Genomic DNA, 23,576 nt, shown 5'->3' with positions numbered 1-23,576 from the left:
GTCGGTGGGCGGCGGTAGGGTCGGGGCCATGGCGACCTGGGACGACGTGCGGCGCATCGCGCTGGCCCTGCCGGAGACCACCGAGCGCGGCTCGTACGACGACCTGCCCGCCTGGCGGGTGCGCGACAAGATGTTCGTCTGGGACCGGCCGCTGCGCCGCAGTGACCTCGAGGCGCTCGGCGACGCCGCGCCCGACGGCCCGATCCTCGGCGCCCAGGTGCCCGACCTGGGCGCCAAGGAGGCGCTGCTCGCCGACGACCCGGCGGTCTACTTCACCACGCCACACCTCGACGGCTACCCGGCGGTGCTGGTCCGGCTCGACCGGATCGCCGTGGCGGAGCTGACCGAGCTGATCACCGAGGCGTGGCACGCCCGCGCGCCGAAGCGGCTCGCCGCCGCACACCGGGCCGGGGCAGCGTGAGCCGCCCGGTCGACGCCGTCGTGTTCGACATGGACGGCACGCTCATCGAGTCGCACGAGGTGGTGCCGGCGGCGTACCGGGCGGCGGTGCGGGCCGGTGGCGGCCCGTCGTACACCGACGCCGAGGTCATCGCCGGCTACTCGATCGGCTCACCGTCCGACCTGCTGACGCACCTGCTCCGGCGCCCCGCCACCGCGGCGGACCTGGACCGCTACCACACCGAGCTGGCCGCGACGGCCGGGCGGGTGAGCGTCTACCCCGGAGTCACGGAGATGCTCACCGACCTCGCCGCCCGGGTGCCGGTGGGCGTGTTCACCGGCGCGAGCCACCGGGCGGCGGAGATCATGCTCGACCGGGTCGGCCTGCTCGGTCACTTCCAGGTGGTGCTCGGCGGCGACCAGGTCAGCCGGCCGAAACCGGCGCCCGAGGGCGTCGAGGTGGCCTGCCGGCGGCTCGGCGTGCCGGCCGGCCGGGCCGCGTACGTGGGCGACTCGCCGCTGGACCTGCGCGCCGCCCGCAGCAGCGGCGCGGTGGCGGTGGCCGCCGCGTGGGGGCACCAGTACGACAGCGCCGAACCGGCCGACCTCAGCCTGTCCCGGCCCGGGGAACTGCTGGCGCTACTGGCCTGAGCCCTCTTTTGCCGCGCCGGACGCTCGGCTAGCCTGCCGATCATGCCATCGACGTTGACCGAGGCGACGGACCCGTGGTGCCTGCGTCCGGGCGAGGCCACCGAGCTGCTGCGCGGGCACCCGTGGCACCGGTTCGTGGTGCTCGGCGACAGCGTCGCGGAAGGACTGTGCGAGCCGGTGGACGGCTACCCGGACCTCCAGTGGGCCGACCGGATCGCCGCTGAGCTGCGGGCCGTCCGTCCGGAGCTGGCGTACCTGAACCTGGGCCGGCGCGGGCTGCGCGCGCACGAGGTACGGGCCACCCAGCTGGCCGACGCGCTGGCCTTCGGACCGGACCTGGCCCTCGTGGTGTGCGGCGGCAACGACGCGTTCCGGTCCGCCTACGACCCGGACGCGGTCGACGCCGAGCTGACCGCCATGATCACCGCGCTGCGGGAAGCCGGCGCGGACGTGATCACTGTGGGCATGTTCGACGTCTCGCACAGCCCGGCGGTGCCGGAGACGCTGCGCGTGGGCCTGGGCGAGCGGATGCGCCGGCTGTCGCGGCACACCCGGGGCGTGGCCGAGCGGCTGGGCACGCTGCACGTGCACCTGACCGACCATCCGCTGGTGGCCGACCCGTCGTTGTACAGCAGCGACGGCCGCCACGGCAGCGCCCGCAGCGACGCGATAGCCACAGCCGAAACCCTGAAGGTCCTCTCCACCCACCTCCCCCACCCCTGACCCCCTCTCCGCCCTCTCCCTCACGCGCCTGCCCTGCCCGACGATCATGAAGTTGACGGCACTGAGTGTCCATTTTGTCCCCGCCATCTTCATGATCAGCGGGATCAGGAGCGCCGGTCGGTCAACCTGCAGCCGGATCCAATCCGTTGACCAAGGAGTTTGGGTCGGCGAGGGGCCCCGGTGAGGACACAAACTCCTTGATCAACGCTGGGAACGAGGGTGAGAAGGGGGCGGGCGGGGAGGGCGGTCAGTCGGTTAGGAGGATGCCGGTCAGGAGGACGCCTCGGGCCAGGTTGAGGACCTCGTCGCAGCCCGGGTAACCCACCCGCGCGAGCGCGCCGGAGCCGGTGCGGCCGAACAGGTACGGGGCGAGGCTGTACGGGACGTCGGCGGTGACCGTCTCACCGGTCTCGATCTGCACGAAGTCCATCGCCACCCGGTCCGCCTCGTGGTAGCGCTGCAGGATGTTGCCGCCCTCGGCGATCGCCGCGCGTACCCCGTCCGCCCACGCCACAGCCGTCATCTCCCGGCCGATGAGCACCCCGTGCCCGGCCGATCCGCCGGCCGGCTTGGCGACCAGGTCGGCCTGTTCGGCGAGCGCCCGGTCGAGCTGGTCGGCGGTGAGCGCGACGGTGTGCGGCACGTACCGGCGGATCAGCGTCCGGTCGGCCTCCGGGAGAAGGTCCAGGTCGTCCCAGAGCCAGGCGTAGTTGAGCTTGTTGCTGAGCAGCCAGGCGGCGCTGCTGACGAACATCGGCAGCGTGCCGGCGGCGAGCGCGGCGGCGACCGCGTCGAGGCCGGCGCTGGGGGTGACCCGGTTGGGCACGAACAGCCGGAACAGGGCGTCCACCGGGGCGCCGCCGACGACCAGCCGGCTCTGCTCGTCCAGGCCGGCGGTGGCGACCGGGGCGATGACCAGGTCGATGCCGAACGGGCGGGCCTGGTCGATCAGCGGGGACAGGATCCGGATGAACGTCTCCGGGTCGTCCAGGCCCGGGTAGTCGGCTTCGAAGTCCATCAGCAGCGCCACCCGGGCGCCGTCGGCCAGGCCGAGCGTGTCCCGGATGGCGGCGAACCGCTGGTCCAGCAGGGACGGCGCGGGCCGTGCCCCGTCGAGCAGGCCGTGCGCGCGGTACAGCTCGGCGTACCGCTGGATCACGGTGTCGGCGTCGAAGCCGCCGCCGAGGCTGCTGTCGATGTTGTACTCCACGATGCACGGCACGCCGCCGGAGAACAGCACGTCCGGCCGGTACGCGGCGAGCAGCCCCTCGTGCAGCTCCTCGTCCGGGTCGAGCAGCCGGGTCTCCCCCTCCGGCACGTCGAGCAGCCGTTGCAGCTCACCGGCGGTACGCGCGCGGCGCCGGCAGGCCTCTAGGATGAGCTGGGCGATGCGGTCGCAGACATCGTTCAGCTCGCCGAACGCGTCGGCGGTGAACACCGGCGGGCGGGCCAGCCGCCACTGCTTGTTGTACGTGGCCCGGCCGTGGAAGATCTTCTCCCACGCCGCGGCCCCGGTGGTCACCATCGCGGCACGGGTGGACTCGGGCAGGTCGGTCCACGCCTGACCGAGTGGCGGCCACGTGTAGTTCGGGTCCATCGTTCATCCGTCCTTGAGGGTCAGTTGGATGGCGGCGGTGAGCTGGTCGCGGCCGGGTTGCACGGCCCGGTCCAGGGCCGGGGCGAAGGGCAGCACCGCCCCGTCGGGGCGGGTGACGCGCCGGGGTGGCGCGGCCAGCCGGACCCGCTCGACCACCGTGGCGATGATCTCCCCGGCGATGCCGCAGGAGCGGTTGCCGTCGTCGACCACGACCAGCCGCCCGGTGCGGCTCACCGACTCGACCAGCCCGTCCCAGTCGAACGGGTAGAGCGTGCGGGGGTCGAAGACCTCCACCGACGCCTGCCCGGCGAGTTCCTCGGCGACGGCGAGCGCGTCGTGCACCAGGTGCCCGACCGCCACCACAGTCACGTCGGCGCCGGGACGGCGGACGATTCCGCGGCCCAGCGGCACCGGCGCCAGGTCGGTGACGTCGGCGCGCAGGTCAAGGGCGCCGGCCGGGGCGAAGACCACCACCGGGTCGTCGCAGCGGATAGCGGAGACCAGCAGCCCGTACGCGTCGGCCGGGGTGGCCGGTACGACAGTGGTCACGCCGACGTGGGCGAACAGCGCGTACGGGTGGTCGGAGTGCTGCCCGGCCCATCCGGTGCGGGAGCCGGAGCCGGGCACCACGTAGGTGACCGGCACCGCGCACTGGCCGCCGGTCATCAGCGGGAACTTGTGCGCGTGGTTGACGATCTGCTCGAAGACCAGGAACAGCAGCGACGGGATCTGGAACTCCACCACCGGGCGGGCACCGGCCAGCGCCGCACCGGTGGCGAAGCTGGTGAACGCCTGCTCCGACAGCGGGGTGTCGCGGATCCGTTCCGGGCCGAACTTCTTCAGCAGGCCGGTGGTGACGTTGGCGGCGGCCACCCGGATGTCCTCGCCGAGCACCACGACGGACTCGTCGCGGGTCATCTCGTCGGAGAGCGCCCGGGTGAGCGCCCTGCGGTAGGAGAGCCGGGGCATCAGCCACCTCCGGTCCGGGCGGTGAGCCCGCTGGCGTACAGGTGGTCCAGGGCGGTCGCCGGGTCGGGGTGCGGACCGGCGAGCGCGTAGGCGACGGCGGCGTCCAGTTCCGCCTCGACGGCGGCGTCCACCTCGGCCCGCACCGCCGGGTCCAGCCGCGCGCCGGCGATGTCGACCGGATCGCGGGACCGGCCCTGCGCCACCTCCTCCGGCGGCCGGTAGTCGAGGCGTACCTGATGTTCGAACGTGTGGTGGGCGTCGAAGCGGTAGGTGCGGGCCTCGATCAGCTCGGGGCCGCCGCCGGCGCGCATCCGCGCGACGGCGGCGGCGGTGACCTCGCGTACCGCTTCGGGGTCCTGTCCGTCGACGGCGGCCGCCGGCATGCCGAAGGCGGCGGCCCGCCCGGCGATGGTGCCGGCGACCGCGCCCTCGACGGGCATGGTGGTGGCGTAGCCGTTGTTCTCGCAGACGAACAGCACCGGCACCCGCCAGAGCGCAGCCAGGTTGAACGCCTCCAGGAGCATGCCCTCGTTGACCGCGCCGTCGCCGAAGAAGGTGACGCCGACGATGTCGGCGCCGCGCCGCCGGCGCTCCCACACCGCTCCGGTGAGGATCGCGCCGGCGGCTCCGACGATGGCGTTGGCGCCCAGGACGCCGACGCCGAAATCGGCGGCGTGCATCGACCCGCCCCGGCCCCGGTTGAGGCCGGTGACCCGGCCGCACAGTTCGGCCAGCATCCGGGCCGGGTCGGCGCCCTTGGCGAGCACGTGCCCGTGCCCGCGGTGGGTGCCGGTGACCAGGTCCTCGCGGTCCAGCGCCGCGCAGACGCCGGCGGCGATCCCCTCCTGACCGAGGTACGGATGGATGCCACCGACGATCTCCCCGGCGCGGACCAGCTCGATCGCGCGCTCCTCGAAGCGGCGGATCAGCCGGACCGTCCGGTAGAGCCGGAGCGGGTCGGAGCCGGTCACGCCGGACGGCCCTCCTTGACGGCGGCGAGGATGTCGTCCCAGAGGCGGGCGCGGGCGGCCAGCGCGGCGTTCACCGTGTCGGCGCACTCCTGCCACTTCGTGTCGTCGTCGCCGCACAGGTCGGCCAGCATCTGCATGGCCATCGGGGTGTGCTGCTCCCCGTCGACCTCGATGTGCCGCTCCAGGTAGTCGACGAACTTGTTGAGCCGGTTGCTGCGCTCGTTGACGGCGACGACCTGGGTGAACATCTCCGGGATCAGGTCCTCGCGGCCGAATGCGAACGCCGCCGCCTGGCAGTGCACCGGGGTGGTCTCGATGATCCGCCAGGTGGTGCCGGCGAACGCCGCCGAGGCCGCGGGGACGCCCGCCGCGCCGAGCGCCTCGGTGACCGGGGTGCCGTCGCGCAGCAGGTCGACGAGCTTGTTCACGGCCGTGGTGTCGGCGCCGGCCTCGGTCATGCCCTGCACGTACAGCTCGAAGTGGCTGATGTAGCCGTCGCCCAGCTCGTCGCTCTCCTCGACCATCACGATGTCGTTGATCAGGCGGCGGCTGCCGGTCGGGCCGGTCGGGATCCACGGCACCGTGACGCAGGTGAGCTGCCGCTGCAACGACTTCAGCAGCGACATGAAGTCCCAGACCGCGAAGACGTGGTGCTCCATGAACGTGACCAGCGCGTCGTGGGTGTCGAGGTTGGCGTAGAGCGGGTGCTTGACCACCACGTCGCGGCGCTCGGTCACCGCCCGCTCGAGTCGCTCGATGCCCGGGTGCGTCTTACCCCAGTCGTACCGTGACATTGTCAGCCTCCCTGCTGGGCGCGGTCGCGCCAGATGACCGGGCAGTAATCGGGGTCCGCGTAGTCCGGCCGGCCCTCGTGGGTGCGGCGGACCAGCACGTCGTGGTTGTACGCGGCGAGCGTGCCGTCGGAGAGCGGGTACTCCCGCCAGGCGTTGTCGCCGTCCTGCAGGTGCAGCGAGATGGCCCGGCGGGGCCGCCCGCTGACGTTCGCACCGCTGCCGTGGTAGGTGCGGCAGTGGTGGAAACTCATGTGCCCCTTGGGGATCACCATGGGGATCTTGCGGATCGTTGCCCCGTTGTACGCCGCGTTCTCGGCGAGCATCGCCTCGAGCTGGTCACGGTCCCGGTCGGCGAAGTGCCGCACCACTGTGTCGTCGGCGCCGATCTCCCGCCAGCGGTGGGAGCCGTCGACCATGGTGATGGTGCCCATCTCCTCGCCGCAGTCGTGGAACGGGATGAACGCGGTGAGCATGTTCTCCGACGACGAGGACGCCCAGTAGTGCTTGTCGAAGTGCCACGGCACGATGTTCGACGGCTCACCGGCGATCGGCGGCTTCCAGATCAGCGTGGACTGGAAGATGCGGATCTCGACGGCCCGGGCCAGCCGGGCGGCGACCGCGCCGATCAGCGGCTTGCGCAGGATGCGCGCGATGCCGTCGTGCTCGTGGTGGACGTAGTCGTTGTGCCGTTGCACGTCGCCCTTGGCCGGCTCCCAGTAGGCCAGCTTCGGCGGCCGGACCGGCAGGCGCCGGTCGCGTTCCCCGGCGTAGTAGCTGTCGGTGGCGGCAACCAGCTCGTCCACCTCGTCGTCGGTGAGCAGCTTCTTCGACAGGTACCAGCCGTGCTCGGCGTAGTGCCGGACGTCCTCGTCGGAGGGAAGCAGCGCCTCCTCCTCGGCGGTCAGCCCGGGATCGATGGTGGTCATGCCCCTACCCCTCCGGCCGCGACGCCGGGGGTCGCCCCCGCCGCGGCCAGCTCGCGTTCCTTGGCCTCGTAGAGCGCCTTGATGTTGCCGCTGCCGAAGGTGCGCGCCCCGCGTCGCTCGATGAGTTCGAGGAAGAGGGTCCGGCGCACGTGCATCGACTCGGTGAAGATCTGCAGCAGCTGCCCGTCGTGGTCGGAGTCGACCAGGATGCTCAGCTCGCGCAGCCGGTCCACCGGCGCGTCCAGCCGGCCGACCCGCTGCTCCAGGCCGTCGTAGTACGCGCCGGGGGTGCTGGCGAACCGCACGCCCCGGCCGGCGAGCGCGCCGACGGCGGTGACGATGTCGTCGGTGCGCAGCCCCAGGTGCTGCACCCCGGCGCCGGCGTGCCAGCGCAGGAAGTCCTCGATCTGCCCCGGCCGGGCGCCGGTGTCCGGCTCCAGCAGGACGAACGTGACAGTCCCGGACGGGCTCTGCACCACCTTGGAGTTCATCGCCTGGCCGGCGACCTCGATGTGCTCGGTGAAGATGTCGGCGAAGCCGAACACCTTCTCGTAGTGCGCGACCGTCTCGTCGAGCTGCCCCGGCGGCACGCAGACGGCCAGGTGGTCCACCTCGGCCAGCAGCGAGTCCCCGTCCGGCGCGCCCACCGGCTCGATCGCCCCGGGCAGGAACACCTCCGGGTCGCCGCGCCGCTCGACGAGGCGGTGCACGACGTCACCGAAGCCGCCCACCTCGGCGACCACCACCTCGGCGTCCGCGCCGGTGAAGGTGCGCGGCGGGCTCACCGCTGTCGCGCCGCGTTCCACCAGCTCCGCGTACGCCCCGGCGGCGTCGTCGACGGCGAGCGCCACCACGGCGATGCCGTCGCCGTGCCGGTGCACGTACGTGGCCGCCGGGTGCTCGGCGGACAGTCCGGTGGTCAGCAGCAGCCGGATGCCGGCCTGGGCCAGCAGCAGCGAGCGCTGCCCGTCCAGCCCGGTCTCCGGCCCGCCCTGCCCGCGCAGCCGGAAGCCGACGGCGTTGTCGAAGTAGAAGGCCGCCTGCCGGGCGTCTCCCACGTACAGTTCGAGATGGTCTATCCCGTTGATGGTCATGGGCTTCCCCTGTTCCCCCCGTGATCACGACCCGGACGACGCCCGGGATTGGAGTCCGGTCAGTCCGCAGCCGGGGTGGCGCCCCGGCGGGCCGGCCCGGAGAGCCGGCGCAGGAGCAGGCTGACGTTCTGGCCGCCGAACCCGAACGAGTTCGTCAGCGCGTGGTCGGCCCGGGTGGGCCGGGGCACGGCGCGGACGTGGTCCGCCTCGCACTCCGGGTCCGGGTCGTCCAGGTGGTAGGTGGGCGGCAGCAGGCCGCTGTCGAGCGCCAGCGCGGTGGCGGCGGCCTCCAGCACCCCTGACGCGCCGAGCAGGTGCCCGGTGAGCGCCTTGGTGGAGCTGACCGGGACGCCGCCGAGGCCGAACACCTCGGCCAGCGCGGTGGTCTCGGCGACGTCGCCGAGCTTGGTGCCGGTGCCGTGCGCGTTGACGTAGCCGACGTCGGCCGGCCCGATCCCGCCGGCGGCGAGCGCCTGGCGCATGCACGCGGCCGCTCCCGCGCCGTCCGGGCGCGGCGCGGTCGGGTGGTACGCGTCGGTGTTCGCCCCGAAACCGGCGACCTCGGCGTAGCCGCGCACACCCCGTCCGTCGGCGTGCCCGGCGCGCTCCAGCACCAGCAGCGCCGCGCCCTCGGCCAGCACGAACCCGTTGCGCCGCTTGTCGAACGGGCGGCTCGCCTCGGTGGGCTCGTCCCAGCCCCGGGCCAGCGCCCGGGCGTTGCCGAACGTGTCGGCGAACGTGCCGAACAGCGGCGCCTCGCTCGCCCCGCACACCACCACGTCGGCCTCGCCGGAGCGGATGAGGCGTACCCCGTCGGCGACGGCCTGGGCGCCGGAGGCGCAGGCCGTGCCGACCGACGAGCTGTAGCCGCGGATGCCGTGCGCGATGGCGATCCGCGCCGAGGGCATGTTCGGCAGGATGCCGGTGAGCAGGTACGGGCTGACCGCCGCCCGGCCCCGGGCGGCCCGCGCCAGCACCTGGCTCTCCAGGGTGGACATCCCGCCGACGCCGCCGACGATCACCGCGATGCGCTCCGGGTCGACGTCGCGGCCCACCTCGATGCCGGCGTCGGCGAGCGCCTCGGCGGCGGTGATCAGGGCCAGCAGCACCACCCGGTCGAGCACCTTCGTCTCCGGTCCGGAGGCGACGCTGCGCGGGTCGATGTCCGGGAGCACGCCGGCCACCTCCAGGCTGCCCGCCGCCGGGTGTCCCTCGGGCGGGCGGCGCAGCCCGGAGCGGCCGGTGAGCAGCGCGTCGAACGTGTCCGCGACGCCGCGCCCGGCCGGGGTGAACAGGCCCATGCCGGTGACGACCGCGGTCACGACGGCGCCTCGGTCAGGTAGCGCTCGCGCAGCGCCACCTTGCGCACCTTGCCGGTGACGGTGACCGGGATGTCGTCGGCGCGTACCGGGACGATGCGGCGCAGCGTGGCGGCCACGTCCGGGCCGAGCGCGGCACGGACCCGCTCGGTGCGGTCCGCGTCCGGGTCGGCCCCGGCGGCCAGTTCCAGCAGCACGTCGGTGGTGACGGTGCCGTCGTCCGCCTTGACGATCACCACGGTGCAGTCGGTGACGTCGGCGCAGGCGGCGAGGATGCGTTCCTCGGACAGCGCGGTGAAGAACCACTTCCCGTCGCCCGCCTCGACCGAGTCGACCGCCCGGTCCAGGTGGTAGTAGCGGCCGTCGTCGTCGGCGTACACCAGGTCGCCGGTGAGGTACCAGCCGCGCAGCCGGAACCGGTACGTGGTGACCGAGTCGTTCCAGTAGCCGCGGAACAGCGACGGCGAGTCGATGCCCAGCCAGCCGACCTGCCCGGGCGGCAGTTCGTTGCCCTCGGTGTCGAGCACGGCGACCGTGGCGAACCGGTACGGGCGGCCGACGCAGCGGCCGTACCTGTCGGTGTCGCTGGTGTGGGTGATGTGGAACATCGAGTGGCCCATCTCGCTGGAGCCCAGGCCGTCGATGAACACCGAGCCGGGTACCCGGGTCACGCCGCCGCGGGTCACCACGTCCCGGGAGCCGACAGCGACCAGCCGCCGGACGTGCGGCTCGTGCGAGCAGTCGCCGGTGTTGAACCACAGCCGCACCGAGTCCAGGTCGTAGCCGGACAGGTCGAAGCGGGCCAGCTCGGCCCAGGTGACCGAGAAGCCGAACACGCCGTCGGGACGCCACCGCTGGATCGCGTCGAGCACCCGCTCGCCGCCCTGCTCGGAGAGCAGGAACATCTCCGCACGGTTGCCCAGCGCCTGGTTGACCATGAGCACGGTGGCGGTGTGCGGGGCGGGCAGCGCGTTGAGGATGCGTGTGGTGCCCTGCGCCTGCGGCATGGACAGCAGGTGGCGGGTGGCGGCGAACAGGCTGGCGTGCGAGTGCAGCACCGCCTTCGGCACGCCGGTGGTGCCGGAGGTGTGGGTGATCACGATCGGGTCGTCCTGATGGTGCCGGTAGTGCGCCGGCGCGGCGTCCGGGTCGCCGGTCCCGGCCTGCGCGGGTTCGCCGAGCATCGGCGCGCCCAGGTCGTGCCCGGCCAGCGCCTCGGCGTGCGCGGCGTCGGCGAGCACCCCGGCGGCGCGCAGCCGGCGGATGTACTCGGCGGCGATCTCGGGGCGCAGCCTGCCGTTCATCAGCGCCGGGATGGCGCCGAGGCGGGTCAGCGCCAGGAACGACAGCACCATGTCGGCGGCCGTGCCGGCCCAGACCGCGACCGGGTCGCGGGGCTTCACCCCGCGTTCGTGCAGCCAGGCCGCCCGGGCGGCGACCATCCGGTCGAGTCGGCCCAGGGTCAGCGGAGTCTCGGCCGGGTGGCCGTCGATCTCGGTGTCGAACGTGAGCCCCGGCCCGTCCGGGTCGGCGCCGTGGGCCAGCACCCGGGCGAGCACGTTGCCCGCGCCCAGTTCGACGTCGGCCGCGAGCGCGCCGCGCAGTCCTTTCGTCCTCATTGACGTGTTCCCTCCCCCAGCAGCACCGCGGTCGCCTCGCCCGGCGTACCGTCCGGTGCCAGTTCGATCAGGATCAGCAACGCCTGTGCGGCGTCGCCGTCGTACAGCAGCAGGTCCGCCTCGGCCTCCCCCTCGGCCCGCGCGTCGCCGGTCGGGCTCAGGCACACCACCGGCCCGTCCAGTCCCCAGCGCGCCGCGACGTGCCCGGCCACGCTGTTCGGCACCGACTGGAAGAAGAACAGCGGCCCGATCCGGTCACCGGCGGCCACCGCGGCCCGGACGTGCGCCGCGCTGGCCGTGTCCCCGCCCGCGCTGACCAGCACCACAGCCGTCGCGTTGCCCGGCGGCAGCGGCCCGGTGCCGTACCGCCGCGCGAGACACCGCTCGGCGACCGCCACCACCAGCGGCGCGAACGCCGAGTGCACGAACCCCGGCACCCCCGCGGGCCTCGCGTCCCCGTCCTCGGGCCACCGCGCCTCCGCCTGGCTGCGCGATCTTGCGGTTGGTGCCCTCTCGGCGGGCGTTGTGCCCGATTCGCCGGGGCCATGAGTGCAAGATCGCGGGGAACCGGGGTGGGGGGTGGGGGCGGTCATGCGGCGCTCACCAGGAGGGCCGTGTTGGCGCCGCCGAAGGCGGCGTTGAGGGTCAGGGCGTGCTCGGTGCGCGCGGGGCGCGGGGCGTCGCGGATGACGTCCAGCGGGCACTGCGGGTCGGGGCCGAGCCAGCCGGCGGTGACCGGCAGCTTGCCGTGCCGCAGGGCCAGCACGGTGACCAGCAGTTCCAGCAGCCCGGACGCCTCCAGCGCGTGCCCGTGCACCGACTTGGTGGAGCTGACCGGCAGCCGCCCGGCGCCGTCGCCGAACACCCGGATCAGCGCCGCCGCCTCGGAGGCGTCACTGAACGGGGTGCCGGTGGCGTTGGCGTTGACGTAGCCGACCGCGTCCGGGGGCAGCCCGCCGCGGCGCAGCGCCGCCTCGACCGCCCGGGCCAGCCCCAGCCCGTCCGGGTGCGGCTGGCACGCGTGGTACGCGTCCCCCGCCCGCCCCCACCCGGCCACCGTCGCCACCGTCCCGGCTCCCCGCCGGGCGGCGGCACTCGCCGACTCCAGCACCACGGCGGCCACCCCGTCGCCCAGCAGCAAGCCCTTGCGGCCGGCGCTGAACGGGCGTACCGCGCCGTCGGCGGCGAGCGCCCGCCCGGCGTCGAAGAGCGCGTACTGGTCCGGTTCGACCAGGTAGCCGGCCGCGACCACGACCCGGTCCAGGTCACCCCGGCGGATCAGCGCGGCGGCGTCGGCGACCGCGCTGCTCGCCGACACGCACGCGGTGGTGTAGACCCGGGTCCGGCCGCCCAGGCCGCACCGCCCGGCCAGGTGACCGGCCAGCGCCGGCACCGTCGGCGCGTCCCGCCCCTCGGGTACGGGCAGCGAGTGCGGCCCGCCGTGGGTGGCCAGGAACAGCGCCGACTCCGCGCGCCCGGCCCGGTCCAGCCCGGCGGTCCGGGCGGCGGAGTCGATGGCGTCGGCCAGCTCGTCGGCGAGCGTGCCGACGTCCGGCACTGTGGCCGCCACTGTGACCCGGCGGCCGGTGGTGTCGAAACGGCGCACCGGCGCGAACGCCGGGGCGCCGGTGAGCACCCCGGCCAGCAGCGCGTCCGCGCCCCTGCCGAGGGCGCTGAGCGCGTACGTGCCGGTGATCCGTACGGTTTCCCGCTCAGCCATCTGCGGGTGCGGTCAGCGAGCCGCGGAACACCGCGAGCGCGTCGTCGACGGTGCGGATGCCGGCGAGCTGGTCGTCGCTCAGGTCCAGCCGGCGGTCGTAGCGTTGCTCGACCATGTGCACCAGCCAGGCCAGCTCCATCGAGCCGAGCCGGTCCGGCACCTGGTCGACGGGCTTCGCGGTCAGTTCGGCGAGCATGCTCAGCAGGTCAGCTCGCCCCAGGTCGGGCTGACCGGACATCAGGACTTGTCGCTGTTCGCGGCCACCCGGTCGGCGACCATCGTGATGAACTCGCCGACCGTCATCAACGCCAGCTTCTCCGACTCGTCGTCGGCGAACTTCAGGCCGTACCGGTCCTCGACGCGGACCGCGAGGTCGGCCAGGGCCAGCGACTCCAGGTCGACGCCGGAGGGGCCGAGCGTGGTGTCGTCGTCGAGCTCCTCCACGTCGTAGTTCATGTCGGCGAGCTGCTCGACGACGAAGGTGCGGACCTCGTCTCGCATGGATTCAGACCTCATTTCCGTGAACCAGCTGACGGTGCCCGGTCGGGACACCGCGTGCGTGTGGTCCGGGGTCACCGGCGGTCAGCGGACGCTGACGCGGTGCCGGCTCGGGCGCGCTGGTGGCGCGTTGCCCGGCCGGACCGGGGTGGGAATCGGGGTGGGCCGGACGCCCGGCGGGCGGCCGGTGGTGCTCGGACAGCGGGCCGGTCACGAGGCGGCGTCCCGCAGGGCCGGGACCGACCGGACCAGCTTTCCGGTGGTGGTGCGCGGCATCTGGTCGAGCAGACGCAGCGTGCGGGGACGCTTGAAGCCGGCCAGCCGCTCGGCGATCAGCTTGTCGAGCGTCTCCTCGGTCAGCGAGCCGTCGGTCTGGACGTACGCGGTGATGCCGTCGTCCCAGACCACCACCGCGGCGGTGACGCCGGGCAGCCCGGCCACAGTGGCCTCCACCTCGGTCAGGTCGACCTTCAGGCCGCCCACCGACACCTGCGAGTCGAGCCGGCCCTTGATGGTGACCAGGCCGGTGTCCGGGTCGACCACCCCGGCGTCGCGGGTGTGCAGCCAGCCGTCGGACCAGCGGGTCGGGTCGGCCAGCCCCACGTACGGGTTGTCCGGGCAGCTCACCCACAGCTCGCCGTCCTGCTCGCGGACGCGGATGCCGGGGGCCGGCGCGATGGCGGGCCGGTGCCGCCCGTACAGGTCGGTGCCGATGACGCCGACCTCGGTCATCCCGTACATGTTGCCCAGCGGCACGCCGTAGCGGTCGGTGAACGCGTTCGCCACGGCGGCGCTCACCAGCTCGCCGCCGGTGGTCATGCGCTTGAGCTGGGGCAGCGGCCCGGCCGGTGTGGTGGAGGCGAGCAGCCCGATGTGGAACGGCACGCCGAGCACCGTGGCCGGGGTGTCCTGAGCGGCGACGGCGGCGAGGATCGCGTCGCCGCTGAGCCGCTCCGGCGGGCACAGCTCGACGCCCGCGTGCAGCCCGTAGAGCAGGCCGCCGACCAGGCCGAGCACGTGCACCATGCTGGGCAGCAGGATGATCCGTTCGCCGGGCAGCGCGACGCCGTCGATGCGGGTGTAGCGGTGCACCTCGGCGACCAGGTCGGCGGCGGTGCGGCCGATCACCTTGGACGGCCCGGTGGAGCCGGAGCTGAGCTGGATCACCGCGTGCGGGCTGCCGGCCGGGCGGTCGGAGTAGGCGCTCACCCCGGCGGTGACGTCGACGAAGATCCGCAGCGCGCCGCCGCCGGAGCGGACCGGCGCGACCACCACCTGCGGGCCGAGCCGGCGCAGGGCCTGGTCGACCTCGTGGTCGGTGAGCCGGTGGTCGAGCAGCACCGCCTGGGCCCCGGTCCGCCAGGTGGCGAGCAGGTGCGCCACGTACGCCAGCGAGGGCGGCAGGCGCAGCGCGGCGGCGCCTCCGGCGCGCAGCCCGGCCTCGGTCAGCCGGTTCTGCGCCTCGCCGACGAGCCGGCGCAGCGTGCCCTTGTCGACCGGCTGGGGCAGGCGGAGACAGATGTCGGTGTCGCGTCCGGTGAGGAGGATGTCGTCCACCCAGTCCACCGTCGAGGCAGGGTCTTCCGCCACGGGATGTGCAGTCACGACCAGCCACTTCCACTGAGGAACTGGGCGGATCCGCCCAGCGGGTACGTCGTTCGGGTACGGACGGAACCCTACGACGCCCCTTCTCCGCATCGCCAGATGCAAATGGCTAGATCCAAAACGGCGGCTGGGTGGATTGCTCAGGCTCGATCGGACAGGCAGGATCGGGGCACGCCGGCAAGGTAGCCCGCCGGCCGCCGCATGCTGTGCGCGCGGGCCCCCGCGCGGACGGCGGGCGACTACGCTCCCGTTATGTTCCGTACGGCCCGGCCCGACGACTTCGCCTCGGTCATCCGCCTCTACCGGCAACTGAACCCGGACGACCCGCACCTCGGCGACGGCTCCGGCGAACGGGCCTTCGCGCGGATCCTGGCCACCGAAGGGCTGCACCTGTTCGTGCTCGAACTGGACGGCGCGGTCGTCGCCACCACGTACCTCAACGTGATCCCCAACCTGAGCCGGTCGGCGTCGCCCTACGCGGTCGTCGAGAACGTGGTGGTCGACGAGTCGCGGCGCGGCGCCGGCCTGGGCAGGCAGATCATGGCCGGCACGCTGCGGGCCGCCTGGGACGCGGGCTGCTACAAGGCGATGCTCATGACCGGGTCACGCTCGCCCGCGACCCACGCCTTCTACCTGGCCTGCGGGTTCTCCGGCGACGCGAAGACCGCCTACCTGGCCCGGCCGTCGTGACGGTCAGCGGTCACCCGCCGGTGGGGGCGCGGCGCCGCGCAGCACCAGCGCGCTGTTGAAGCCGTCGAAGCCGCGCGCCCCGACCAGCGCGATCCGGCTGCGCGGCGGACGCGGCTGCCGCAGGAACGTCAGCTCGCAGCCGGGCGCCGGCTCCTCCGGGCCGGCGGAGGCGGGCAGCATCCCCCGGCGGAACGCCAGCAGCGCGGTGGCCGCGTCCAGCGCCGACCCGCCCTGATGGGCGCGGCCGGTCAGCGGCTTCTGGGTGGTCACCGGCGGGGTCCGGGCGCCGAACACGGCGCGCAGCGCGTCGGCCTCGGACCGGTCGTACGCGGGCACTCCGAGCGCGTCCGGCCAGATCACGTCCACGTCGTGCGGGCGTACCGCGGCGCGTTCCAGCGCCAGCCGCATCGCGCGGGCGTAGTGGGCCGGGTCCGGGCCGACGGCCGGGTCGGTGGGCGCGGCGTCGTGGGTGGCGGCCCAGCCGGTGATCTCGCCGTAGACGCGGGCGCCCCGGGCCAGCGCGTGGCCCAGCTCCTCGACCACGAAGACCGCGCCGCCCTCGGCCGGCACGTAGCCGCTGGCCGCGACGTCGAACGGCCGGTACGCCCCCTCCGGGTCGGCCACGTCGCTGAGCAGGCCGGAACGCAGCTGGCAGGCGAGCGCGTACGGGCTCAGCGGGCACTCGGTGGCCCCGGCGATGACCACGGGCGTACCCCGGCGGACGGTGCGCACCGCGTGCGCCAGGCTGTCCAGCCCGCCGGCCGACTCGGACACGGTCACCCCGGACGGCCCCTTGAACTGGTGGCGGATCGACAGCTGCCCGACGCTGGCCGCGTAGAACCAGGCGATCGACTGGTACGCCCCGACGGTGCGGGTCGGCCCGCCCCAGAGCCGTTGCAGCTCCCGCTGCCCGAACAGGTTGCCGCCCGAGGAGCTGGCGAGCGTGACCGCCCACTTGTACGGGTCCGGTGACACCTCGGGCAGCCCGGCGTCAGCGAGCGCCAGCTTGGTGGCGGCGAAGCCGAGGTGGGTCCACCTGTCGGTCTGCACCCGCTGCCGGGTGTCGCTGGACCCGGCCGGGTCGAAGTCGGCCACCTCCCCGGCCACCCGGGTCGGATACCGCTCCGGGTCGAACAGCGTGATCGGCCCGGTACGCCGGGTGCCGGCGAGCACGGTGTTCCAGTGCGCCTCGGCGCCGACGCCGCTGGGCGCGACCACGCCGATGCCCGTCACCACGGCCCGCGCGGTCATGCCGGCGTCACCGCGAGCCGGCGGAACACCATCGCGGACTGGAAACCGCCGAACCCGCTGCCCACCGACAGCGCCACGTCCACCGGCACCTCCCGGGCCTCGTTCGGCACGTAGTCCAGGTCGCACTCCGGGTCGCGGGTGGTCCAGTTGGCGGTGGGTGGCACCACGCCGTACTCGATGGCCAGCGCGCAGGCGGCCATCTCGATCGAGCCGATGGCGCCGAGCGAGTGGCCCACCATCGACTTGATCGAGCTGATCGGCACCCGGTACGCGGTCTCCCCCAGCGCGCGTTTGAACGCGGCCGTCTCGTGCCTGTCGTTCTGCCGGGTGCCGGAGCCGTGCGCGCTGATGTACGACACGGCTGACGGGGCGAGCCGGGCCTGGCGCAGCGCGTCGCTGATGGCCACCGCCATCTCGGCGCCGTCGGGGCGCAGCCCGGTCATGTGGAAGCCGTTGCTGCGGCTGGCGTACCCGGCGACCTCGCAGTACACGTGCGCGCCCCGGCGGCGGGCGTGCTCGGCCTCCTCCAGCACCAGCACGGCGGCGCCCTCGGCGAGCACGAACCCGTGCCGGTCGGCGTCGAACGGCCGGGAGGCGTGCTCCGGGTCGTCGTTGTCCGGGCTGGTCGCGCCGATCGCGTCGAACGAGGCGACTGTGACCGGGGAGATCGGCGAGTCGGCCGCCCCGGCCAGCACCACGTCGGCCTCGCCGTCGGCGACGAGCTGGTGGGCGTACCCGATCGCGTCGATGCCGGAGGTGCAGCCGGTGGAGATGACCTGCGCCGGGCCGTGCAGGCCGTGCCGGCACGCCACGTCGGCGGCCAGGCTGCTGGGCACCAGCGCCTGATAGAGGTACGGCCCACCGAGGGAGTGGTCGACCAGCCAGTGCCGACCGGAGTCGCTGACCCGCACGTACTCCTGCTCCAGCGCCATGGTCCCGCCGACCGCGGTGCCGAGCACCACCCCGGCGCGCTCACGCTGCGCGTCGGTGAGGCTCAGGCCGCTGTCCGCGAGCGCCTCGGCGGAGCAGGCGAGCGCGAACTGCACGTACCGGTCGGCGCGCTGCCGCTCGGCGAGCGTGATCCCGGCGGCGTCCGGGTCGAAGTCGCACTCGGCGGCGATCTGCGAGCGGAACGGCGACGGGTCGAAGAAGCTGATCCGCCGGGTCGCGGTGCGCCCCTCGGTGATCGTCTTCCAGAACCGGTCCCGGGTGGCGCCGCCGGGCGCGACGACGCCGACACCGGTGACCACCGTGCGCCGGCCGGTCACGACGGCTCCCGTGGCGGCGGCGCCGCGCTCTCGGTGTCGACGTGGCCGAGCTCCGGGCGCGGGGCGAGGGGCCCGAGGTGGAACACCACCTCGGCGGGCTCGTCGCCGGTGTTGCGCAGCCGGTGCCGCACGTCCTTCGGCACGTAGAGCGCCTCCCCGGCGGCCACCGGCACCGGCACGTCGTCCAGGTCGACGGTGATCGTGCCGCGGGCGACGTAGAGGAACTCCTCGCTGTACGGGTGGTAGTGCTCGGCGATCCGCTCCCCCGGCGCGAGCGTGGCCACGCCCATGAAACCGGAGGTGCTGCCGACTGTCTTCGGGCCGAGCAGCACCCGCAGCTCCCCGCCGCGGCGGCGGTCGGCCGGTACGTCGTGGACGGAGACCCGGGCGGTGGTCGTGTCGGTCATCGCGTGCCTCCCGCGTGCGCCCGCTCGATCTTTTCCTTGATCACGGCGAGCTGGATCGCGCTGTTGGTGTTGATCCGGTCGGTCATGCCGGCGTTGTCGACGGGCGCGGTCGGCTTCATCGCGAAGTCCTGCGTCCACGTCATCCGGGTGCCGCCGGGGATCTCCTCGTACCGCCAGTGGATGCGCATGTACTCGAACGGCCCGGTCTCGACGCGCCGGGCGTGCACCTCGCGGGTGGCCGGGTCGGCGGTGCGTTCGCTGACCCAGCTCCACGCCACGCCGTTCTCGTCGGGGTGCATGGTGAGCCGGAAGCGGACCGTGTCGCCGTCGCGGTGCAGGATCTCCGCGACCGCGTACTCGGTGAACAGCTCGGGCCACCCGGCCACGTCGTTGGTGATCTCCCAGACCAGCGGCAGCGGCGCGTCGATGTCGACGGCGTTCTCGGTGTGCCCGGGCGGATCCGCCTTGCGGGCGACCAGGTCGGCGACGCCGGCGATGCTGAGCTGCCCGGCCTGTTCGGGAATCTTCACCCGCCACCTGTCGGCCACCACCGCCGACAGTTCGAGCAGCGCCAGCGAGTCCATGCCCAGCTCCTCCAGGCTCGCGGCGGGCGTGCTGGCGGCGGCGTCCGGGTCCAGGCCGCAGTGCGTGACCAGGATGTCGGTGATCTCGCGGGCGAGCGGGCGGTCGGGGGCGACTGTCATCGGTTCCTCCAGGTGGTCGGGCCGGCGGCGGGCGCGGCGCTGACGGGGGTGCGGCCGGCCGGGTCGGCCTCGGCGCGCGGGTCGGGCACGGCGGCGCGTGCGGCGTCCTCGGCGGGCGGGGCGAGCAGGCGGTCCACGACGTCGGTGGTGTGCCGGGCGGCGCGGAACGCGGGGTCGCGCAGCACCCGCCGGGCGAACGGGATGGTGGTACGCACGCCGGGACCGGCCACGTCGAACTCGGCCAACGCGCGGTCGAGCCGGTCCAGCGCGGCGTCCCGGTCCGGCGCCCAGACGGCCACCTTCGCCAGCAGCGAGTCGTAGTGCGGGCTGACCAGGTAGCCGGTGTGCCCGTGGGTGTCGACCCGGGTGAACGGGCCGCCGGGCGGCCGGAACCGGTCCAGCCGGCCGGGCGCGGGCGCGAAGTCGCGGTCCGGGTCCTCCACGTTGACCCGGCACTCGATCGCCACGCCGCTCAGCCGCACGTCGGACTGCCGCAGGCGCAGCGGGGTGCCGTAGGCGATGTGCAGCTGCTCCTGCACCAGGTCCACGCCGGTGATCATCTCGGTGACCGGGTGTTCCACCTGGATCCGACAGTTGATCTCCAGGAAGTGGCAGCGTTCCGCCTCGTCCACCAGGAACTCCACGGTGCCGGCGCCGACGAAGCCGACCGACAGCGCGCCGCGCAGCGCCACCTCGGCGACGGTGTCCAGGGTGGCCTGCCGCAGCGCCGGGGCGGGCGCCTCCTCGATCAGCTTCTGGTGCCGCCGCTGCACCGAGCAGTCCCGGGTGCCCAGGTGCACGCCGTTGCCCTGGCCGTCGCAGAGCACCTGCACCTCGACGTGCCGGGCGTCGGCGAGGTACCGCTCGACGTACACCCGGTCGTCGCCGAACGCGACCTGCGCGGCCGCGCGGGTGCGGGCGTACGCGCGGGGCAGCTCGGCGGCCGAGCGCACCACAGTCATGCCGCGCCCGCCCCCGCCCGCCGCGGCCTTGACGATGACCGGGTAGCCCACCTCGGCGGCCACCTCCTGCGCCTCGGCGGCCGTCGCCAGCGTCCGGACGCTGCCCGGCGGCAGCGGCAGCCCGGCCCTGCTCATCAGCGCCCGCGCTGTCGACTTGTCGGCGAGCGCGGCCATCACCTGCGGCGGCGGGCCGACGAAGACCAGTCCGTTCCCGGCGCAGATCTCGGCGAAGTCGGCGTCCTCGGACAGGAAGCCGTAACCGGGGTGGATCGCCTGCGCGCCGGTCTGCCGGGCCGCCTCGACGATCGCCGCCGCGTTGAGGTAGCTGCGCCGGCTGGCCGCCGGGCCGATCCGGACCGCCTCGTCAGCCAGCCGCACCGGCAGCGAGTCGGCGTCGGCGCTGGAGTGCACCACCACAGTGCGCACGCCGAGTTCCCGGCAGGCGCGCAGCACCCGCAGCGCGATCTCGCCCCGGTTGGCGATCAGCACCTTGTCGAACATCAGCCGTCCTGTCCGGTGACCGGTTCCAGGGCGATCAGCGGCTGGTCGTACTCGACGGGCTTGCCGTCGTCGACAAGCACCTCGACCACCCGTCCGGCCTGGCCGGCGGTCACCTCGTTCATCAGCTTCATGGCCTCGACGATCCCGACCACCTGGCCGGGGCGGACCATGTCGCCGACCGCGACGAACGGCATGGCCCCGGGCTCGGGGGCCCGGTAGAACGTGCCCACCACCGGTGCCCGCACGGTCGGCCGGTCGGCGGGCGCCGCCTGCCGGGCGGGCTCCTCGATCCGCACGCCCACCGGTTCGGCCCCGGCGCGCGGTGCCGGTGGCGCCGGGTCGTGCCACTCGACCTCCAGCACCGACTCGCCGCTGCGCAGCCGCACCCGGCGCACCGGCCCGGCCAGGTCGGCGACGAGCTTGCGGGCCTGCCGGCGCAGCCCGTCGAGCACCTGCTCGGCTTCCGCTTCGGCCATCACGCCACCTCCGGCCGCTCGGCGGCGCGCGGGGCCGCGGCGGGGCCGGAAGTGGCCGAGCGGGCCGCCCCGAAGCGGCGGAAGCGCTGCCGGCGACGGCGTACCAGGGTGGCCGACGGGACGGTGAGCAGCGGGGCGAGGTTCGCCGCGACCGCGCGGCGCAGCAGCTCCGCCGCGCCGGCCGGGTCGGCGTGCGCGCCGGGACGCGGTTCCGGCACCAGCTCGTCGACCACGCCGAGGCGGCACAGGTCGGCGCCGGTGAGGCGCAGCGCGCGGGCGGCCTGCGGGGCGGCCGAGCTGTCCGGCCAGAGGATCGCGGCGCAGCCCTCGGGGCTGATCACCGAGTAGACGGCGTGTTCCAGCATGAGGACCCGGTCGGCGACCGCGAGCGCGAGCGCGCCGCCGCTGCCGCCCTCGCCGGTGACCACCGCCACCACCGGCGTGGGCAGCACGGTGAGCGCGAGGATGTTCTCCGCGATCGCCGCCGCCTGGCCCTGTTGCTCGGCGGTCACCCCCGGGTCCGCGCCGGGCGTGTCCACGAGCGTCACCACCGGCAGCCGCAGCCGGGCCGCGAGGCGCATCAGCCGCAGCGCCTTGCGGTGCCCGGCCGGGCTGGCCATGCCGAAGTTGCGGGTGACCAGCTCGGCGGTGGTGTGTCCCTTCTGGTGGCCGATCACCATCACCGGCCGGCCGTCGAGGCGGGCGATGCCGCCGACGACGGCTGGGCAGTCCGCGCCGAGCCGGTCGCCGTGCAGCTCCACGAACCCGTCGAACGCGGTCTCCAGGTAGTCCAGTGTGGTCGGCCGGCCCGGGTGCCGTGCCGTGCGTACCGTCTCCCAGGGGTCGCGGTCCGGCGCGGCGGGCGCGGCGGTCACGGTGGGCGCCGGGCGCGGCGCGGGCGCGGTCACCGGCGCGCGGCGGCCGGAGTCGGCGGCGGCGAGCAGCGCGGCGAGCCGGCCCCGCAGTGCGTGCCGGGGCACCACCATGTCCACCTGGCCGTGGCGCAGCAGGTACTCGGCGGTCTGGAAGCCCTCCGGCAGCGTGGCACCGGTGACCTGGCGGATCACCCGGGGGCCGGCGAAGCCCAGCCGGGCGCCGCTCTCGGCGAGCACCAGGTCGGTGTTGGTGGCGAAGGAGGCGGCCACCCCGCCGTACGTGGGGTCGGTGACCACGCTGACCGTCAGCAGACCCGCCTCCCGCATCCCCGCGAGGGCCTGGCTGACGGTGGCCATCTGCATCAGCGACAGCGCGCCCTCCTGCATCCGCGCGCCGCCGGACGCGGTCACCAGCACCAGCGGGACGTCGTCGGCCAGCGCCCGCTCGGCGGTACGGGTGATCAGTTCACCGACCGCGCAGCCGAGGCTGCCGCCGAGGAAGCGGAAGTCCATCACCGCCAGCGCCACGGGGTGCCCGCCCACCCGGGCGGTGCCGCAGAGCACCGCCTCGTCCAGGCCGGTGCTCGCGCGGGCCGCGCCGAGCCGGTGCGGGTACGGCAGCGCGTCGACGAACTCGATCGGGTCGACGCGTACCGCCCGGTCCGGCAGCGGCGTGAACGAGTCCGGGTCGGCGAGCTGCGCCACCCGGTCCGGCGCGTCGAGCCGGGCGTGCGAGCCACACTCCGGACACACGTCCAGGTTGCGGCGCAGCCGCTTGCGGTAGAGCAGCGAGGCGCACCCGTCGCACCGGGACCAGAGCTGCTCGTCGCGCGGGGCGGTGGTGGTCACTGTGGCCGCCCGGCGGCGTCGTGCAGGTGGGCCGGGGCGTCGTACCGGTAGAAGCAGTGCGCCATCGCGTCGCGGGGCGAGCGCCACGTCGGCAGGTACGGCGAGATGAACGGCCGCAGCCGTTCGCTGATCCGGACGAACTCCGGATGCCCACGGTTGTCCTCCACCGCGCCCTGCGCGGGCGTCTCCGTCTCCAGCAGATGGACGTAGAGATCGTGCAGCCGGTACAGCGAACGGTGCCGGACACCGACCAGGCCCGGCAGCTCGGTCGCGTCGGACTCGGCGAAGATCTCGGCCACCCGGTCCTCGGCCGTGGGCACCACCTTGGCGACGATGAGCGAACGGTCCATTCGCGGCCTCCCTGCGTACGTCCCGGTGCGCGGCGAACCGGTCGCGCCGCACGGATTGCCACACGGTGCCGCCGAAGCCGTCTACCGGGCGTCAACCGCGCCCCATCGCGCCACAAACATGGTGACGCTGCGTTGACGGAAGCTGTGCGCGAGCTATGGGAAGATCGCCTTCCGGGCTCCGGCGGCGACACTTATTCGCAGATCACGGGCGTGTCACGGAGCCTACTGCGGGCAGTCAGGTGAACGACCGACCGTTGACTGAGAGTAACAGGCGTTGATATTCTCCGTCTCGGTCAGCCCGGCCACGGTGGAGGTTCCCGACCGTGGCGGAGGCGTTCCGACACCGGCGTCGCGGGCG

General features: G+C 74.2%; 25 protein-coding genes. 4 read left to right on the top strand and 21 right to left on the bottom strand.

Translation table 11 applies throughout. The features are described 5' to 3' along the window. Positions 1 to 28 precede the first annotated feature (28 nt). Genes AMK25_RS12160 through AMK25_RS12150 form a run of 3 tightly spaced genes read left to right on the top strand, consistent with a single transcriptional unit; the run spans position 29 to position 1,773 of the window. Positions 29 to 421, top strand: a complete 393-nt coding sequence (locus AMK25_RS12160) for an MmcQ/YjbR family DNA-binding protein (RefSeq protein WP_073828455.1) — start codon at positions 29 to 31, stop codon at positions 419 to 421. Next, positions 418 to 1,050, top strand: a complete 633-nt coding sequence (locus tag AMK25_RS12155; RefSeq protein ID WP_073828454.1) for an HAD family hydrolase — start codon at positions 418 to 420, stop codon at positions 1,048 to 1,050. Before AMK25_RS12160 ends, AMK25_RS12155 begins: the two co-directional genes overlap by 4 nt. Before the next feature lie 42 nt (positions 1,051 to 1,092). Continuing rightward, complete coding sequence (locus AMK25_RS12150) at positions 1,093 to 1,773, top strand: SGNH/GDSL hydrolase family protein (protein ID WP_073828453.1); 681 nt, start codon at positions 1,093 to 1,095, stop codon at positions 1,771 to 1,773. A 247-nt stretch (positions 1,774 to 2,020) separates the two neighbouring features. On the opposite strand, the gene AMK25_RS12145 is transcribed toward AMK25_RS12150, so the two are convergent. The 13 genes from AMK25_RS12145 to AMK25_RS12085 all read right to left on the bottom strand — a co-directional run bounded on the left by AMK25_RS12145 (position 2,021) and on the right by AMK25_RS12085 (position 14,846). Next, entirely contained in the window at positions 2,021 to 3,370 is a 1,350-nt protein-coding gene (locus tag AMK25_RS12145) for a hypothetical protein (protein WP_073828452.1), read from the bottom strand. 3 nt (positions 3,371 to 3,373) lie between these two features. After that, on the bottom strand, positions 3,374 to 4,339 hold the full coding sequence (locus tag AMK25_RS12140; RefSeq protein WP_073828451.1) for an alpha-ketoacid dehydrogenase subunit beta: 966 nt from the start codon (positions 4,337 to 4,339) through the stop codon (positions 3,374 to 3,376). Then, a complete protein-coding gene (locus AMK25_RS12135; RefSeq protein ID WP_073828450.1) occupies positions 4,339 to 5,310 on the bottom strand; it encodes a thiamine pyrophosphate-dependent dehydrogenase E1 component subunit alpha in 972 nt (323 codons plus the stop codon). Before AMK25_RS12135 ends, AMK25_RS12140 begins: the two co-directional genes overlap by 1 nt. Next, a complete protein-coding gene (locus AMK25_RS12130) occupies positions 5,307 to 6,104 on the bottom strand; it encodes a DUF3050 domain-containing protein (RefSeq protein WP_013286631.1) in 798 nt (265 codons plus the stop codon). Before AMK25_RS12130 ends, AMK25_RS12135 begins: the two co-directional genes overlap by 4 nt. Positions 6,105 to 6,106: 2 nt before the next feature. Beyond that, positions 6,107 to 7,030: a phytanoyl-CoA dioxygenase family protein gene (locus AMK25_RS12125; RefSeq protein WP_073828449.1), complete on the bottom strand. Its 924-nt coding sequence runs from the start codon at positions 7,028 to 7,030 to the stop codon at positions 6,107 to 6,109. Continuing rightward, positions 7,027 to 8,124 (bottom strand): 4-hydroxyphenylpyruvate dioxygenase, encoded by a 1,098-nt coding sequence (gene hppD / locus AMK25_RS12120; protein WP_073828448.1) that lies wholly within the window; start codon positions 8,122 to 8,124, stop codon positions 7,027 to 7,029. The genes AMK25_RS12125 and hppD overlap by 4 nt, the downstream gene beginning before the upstream one ends. 59 nt (positions 8,125 to 8,183) lie before the next feature. After that, positions 8,184 to 9,446, bottom strand: a complete 1,263-nt coding sequence (locus AMK25_RS12115) for a beta-ketoacyl-[acyl-carrier-protein] synthase family protein (protein WP_073828447.1) — start codon at positions 9,444 to 9,446, stop codon at positions 8,184 to 8,186. Continuing rightward, positions 9,443 to 11,062, bottom strand: coding sequence for a class I adenylate-forming enzyme family protein (locus AMK25_RS12110; protein WP_073828446.1), 1,620 nt, complete (start codon positions 11,060 to 11,062; stop codon positions 9,443 to 9,445). The genes AMK25_RS12115 and AMK25_RS12110 overlap by 4 nt, the downstream gene beginning before the upstream one ends. Then, positions 11,059 to 11,499: a beta-ketoacyl synthase chain length factor gene (locus tag AMK25_RS12105; protein WP_073828445.1), complete on the bottom strand. Its 441-nt coding sequence runs from the start codon at positions 11,497 to 11,499 to the stop codon at positions 11,059 to 11,061. Before AMK25_RS12105 ends, AMK25_RS12110 begins: the two co-directional genes overlap by 4 nt. Positions 11,500 to 11,651: 152 nt before the next feature. Next, entirely contained in the window at positions 11,652 to 12,782 is a 1,131-nt protein-coding gene (locus AMK25_RS12100) for a beta-ketoacyl-[acyl-carrier-protein] synthase family protein (protein WP_073828444.1), read from the bottom strand. Continuing rightward, positions 12,775 to 13,020: a hypothetical protein gene (locus tag AMK25_RS12095; RefSeq protein ID WP_073828443.1), complete on the bottom strand. Its 246-nt coding sequence runs from the start codon at positions 13,018 to 13,020 to the stop codon at positions 12,775 to 12,777. The genes AMK25_RS12100 and AMK25_RS12095 overlap by 8 nt, the downstream gene beginning before the upstream one ends. Beyond that, positions 13,020 to 13,283 (bottom strand): acyl carrier protein, encoded by a 264-nt coding sequence (locus AMK25_RS12090; RefSeq protein WP_073828442.1) that lies wholly within the window; start codon positions 13,281 to 13,283, stop codon positions 13,020 to 13,022. Before AMK25_RS12090 ends, AMK25_RS12095 begins: the two co-directional genes overlap by 1 nt. A 207-nt stretch (positions 13,284 to 13,490) precedes the next feature. Then, on the bottom strand, positions 13,491 to 14,846 hold the full coding sequence (locus AMK25_RS12085) for a class I adenylate-forming enzyme family protein (protein ID WP_443189909.1): 1,356 nt from the start codon (positions 14,844 to 14,846) through the stop codon (positions 13,491 to 13,493). Positions 14,847 to 15,086: 240 nt separating this feature from the next. Here AMK25_RS12085 and AMK25_RS12080 point away from each other — a divergent pair, with 240 nt between their 5' ends. Then, positions 15,087 to 15,575, top strand: coding sequence for a GNAT family N-acetyltransferase (locus AMK25_RS12080; RefSeq protein WP_073828440.1), 489 nt, complete (start codon positions 15,087 to 15,089; stop codon positions 15,573 to 15,575). A 3-nt stretch (positions 15,576 to 15,578) separates the two neighbouring features. Here AMK25_RS12080 and AMK25_RS12075 read toward each other — a convergent pair whose 3' ends face one another. From AMK25_RS12075 to AMK25_RS12040, 8 genes are read right to left on the bottom strand one after another with little or no spacing between them, the layout of a single operon-like run. Continuing rightward, positions 15,579 to 16,826, bottom strand: coding sequence for a beta-ketoacyl synthase N-terminal-like domain-containing protein (locus tag AMK25_RS12075; RefSeq protein ID WP_073828439.1), 1,248 nt, complete (start codon positions 16,824 to 16,826; stop codon positions 15,579 to 15,581). Beyond that, positions 16,823 to 18,094, bottom strand: a complete 1,272-nt coding sequence (locus AMK25_RS12070) for a beta-ketoacyl-[acyl-carrier-protein] synthase family protein (protein WP_073828438.1) — start codon at positions 18,092 to 18,094, stop codon at positions 16,823 to 16,825. Before AMK25_RS12070 ends, AMK25_RS12075 begins: the two co-directional genes overlap by 4 nt. Then, on the bottom strand, positions 18,091 to 18,501 hold the full coding sequence (locus tag AMK25_RS12065; RefSeq protein WP_073828437.1) for a cupin domain-containing protein: 411 nt from the start codon (positions 18,499 to 18,501) through the stop codon (positions 18,091 to 18,093). The genes AMK25_RS12070 and AMK25_RS12065 overlap by 4 nt, the downstream gene beginning before the upstream one ends. Further along, positions 18,498 to 19,205 (bottom strand): SRPBCC family protein, encoded by a 708-nt coding sequence (locus AMK25_RS12060; protein WP_073828436.1) that lies wholly within the window; start codon positions 19,203 to 19,205, stop codon positions 18,498 to 18,500. Before AMK25_RS12060 ends, AMK25_RS12065 begins: the two co-directional genes overlap by 4 nt. Next, positions 19,202 to 20,668: an acetyl-CoA carboxylase biotin carboxylase subunit gene (locus AMK25_RS12055; protein ID WP_073828435.1), complete on the bottom strand. Its 1,467-nt coding sequence runs from the start codon at positions 20,666 to 20,668 to the stop codon at positions 19,202 to 19,204. The genes AMK25_RS12060 and AMK25_RS12055 overlap by 4 nt, the downstream gene beginning before the upstream one ends. Further along, positions 20,668 to 21,144 carry an acetyl-CoA carboxylase biotin carboxyl carrier protein gene (accB, locus tag AMK25_RS12050; protein WP_073828434.1) on the bottom strand — a complete coding sequence of 159 codons (477 nt, stop codon included), beginning with the start codon at positions 21,142 to 21,144 and terminating at the stop codon, positions 20,668 to 20,670. Before accB ends, AMK25_RS12055 begins: the two co-directional genes overlap by 1 nt. Then, positions 21,144 to 22,868 carry an acetyl-CoA carboxylase carboxyltransferase subunit alpha gene (locus AMK25_RS12045; protein WP_073828433.1) on the bottom strand — a complete coding sequence of 575 codons (1,725 nt, stop codon included), beginning with the start codon at positions 22,866 to 22,868 and terminating at the stop codon, positions 21,144 to 21,146. The genes accB and AMK25_RS12045 overlap by 1 nt, the downstream gene beginning before the upstream one ends. After that, on the bottom strand, positions 22,865 to 23,218 hold the full coding sequence (locus AMK25_RS12040; protein ID WP_073828432.1) for a TcmI family type II polyketide cyclase: 354 nt from the start codon (positions 23,216 to 23,218) through the stop codon (positions 22,865 to 22,867). Before AMK25_RS12040 ends, AMK25_RS12045 begins: the two co-directional genes overlap by 4 nt. Between the last annotated feature and the right edge of the window lie 358 nt (positions 23,219 to 23,576).

Origin of the sequence: Micromonospora sp. TSRI0369 (assembly GCF_001905625.1) — a bacterium.
Taxonomy (GTDB): domain Bacteria; phylum Actinomycetota; class Actinomycetes; order Mycobacteriales; family Micromonosporaceae; genus Micromonospora; species Micromonospora echinospora_A.
The sequence above is the reverse complement of the archived record's forward strand: the minus strand, read 5'-3'. Positions and strand labels throughout refer to the sequence as shown.

Excerpts from the sequence above, each read along its gene's own strand:
- AMK25_RS12160 (WP_073828455.1), top strand. The coding sequence starts at position 29 with ATGGCGACCTGGGACGACGTGCGGCGCATCGCGCTGGCCCTGCCGGAG.
- AMK25_RS12150 (WP_073828453.1), top strand. The coding sequence starts at position 1,093 with ATGCCATCGACGTTGACCGAGGCGACGGACCCGTGGTGCCTGCGTCCG.
- AMK25_RS12145 (WP_073828452.1), bottom strand. The coding sequence starts at position 3,370 with ATGGACCCGAACTACACGTGGCCGCCACTCGGTCAGGCGTGGACCGAC.
- AMK25_RS12140 (WP_073828451.1), bottom strand. The coding sequence starts at position 4,339 with ATGCCCCGGCTCTCCTACCGCAGGGCGCTCACCCGGGCGCTCTCCGAC.
- AMK25_RS12130 (WP_013286631.1), bottom strand. The coding sequence starts at position 6,104 with ATGTCACGGTACGACTGGGGTAAGACGCACCCGGGCATCGAGCGACTC.
- AMK25_RS12125 (WP_073828449.1), bottom strand. The coding sequence starts at position 7,030 with ATGACCACCATCGATCCCGGGCTGACCGCCGAGGAGGAGGCGCTGCTT.
- hppD (WP_073828448.1), bottom strand. The coding sequence starts at position 8,124 with ATGACCATCAACGGGATAGACCATCTCGAACTGTACGTGGGAGACGCC.
- AMK25_RS12110 (WP_073828446.1), bottom strand. The coding sequence starts at position 11,062 with ATGAGGACGAAAGGACTGCGCGGCGCGCTCGCGGCCGACGTCGAACTG.
- AMK25_RS12100 (WP_073828444.1), bottom strand. The coding sequence starts at position 12,782 with ATGGCTGAGCGGGAAACCGTACGGATCACCGGCACGTACGCGCTCAGC.
- AMK25_RS12095 (WP_073828443.1), bottom strand. The coding sequence starts at position 13,020 with ATGTCCGGTCAGCCCGACCTGGGGCGAGCTGACCTGCTGAGCATGCTC.
- AMK25_RS12090 (WP_073828442.1), bottom strand. The coding sequence starts at position 13,283 with ATGCGAGACGAGGTCCGCACCTTCGTCGTCGAGCAGCTCGCCGACATG.
- AMK25_RS12080 (WP_073828440.1), top strand. The coding sequence starts at position 15,087 with ATGCTGTGCGCGCGGGCCCCCGCGCGGACGGCGGGCGACTACGCTCCC.
- AMK25_RS12075 (WP_073828439.1), bottom strand. The coding sequence starts at position 16,826 with ATGACCGCGCGGGCCGTGGTGACGGGCATCGGCGTGGTCGCGCCCAGC.
- AMK25_RS12065 (WP_073828437.1), bottom strand. The coding sequence starts at position 18,501 with ATGACCGACACGACCACCGCCCGGGTCTCCGTCCACGACGTACCGGCC.
- AMK25_RS12060 (WP_073828436.1), bottom strand. The coding sequence starts at position 19,205 with ATGACAGTCGCCCCCGACCGCCCGCTCGCCCGCGAGATCACCGACATC.
- AMK25_RS12055 (WP_073828435.1), bottom strand. The coding sequence starts at position 20,668 with ATGTTCGACAAGGTGCTGATCGCCAACCGGGGCGAGATCGCGCTGCGG.
- accB (WP_073828434.1), bottom strand. The coding sequence starts at position 21,144 with ATGGCCGAAGCGGAAGCCGAGCAGGTGCTCGACGGGCTGCGCCGGCAG.
- AMK25_RS12040 (WP_073828432.1), bottom strand. The coding sequence starts at position 23,218 with ATGGACCGTTCGCTCATCGTCGCCAAGGTGGTGCCCACGGCCGAGGAC.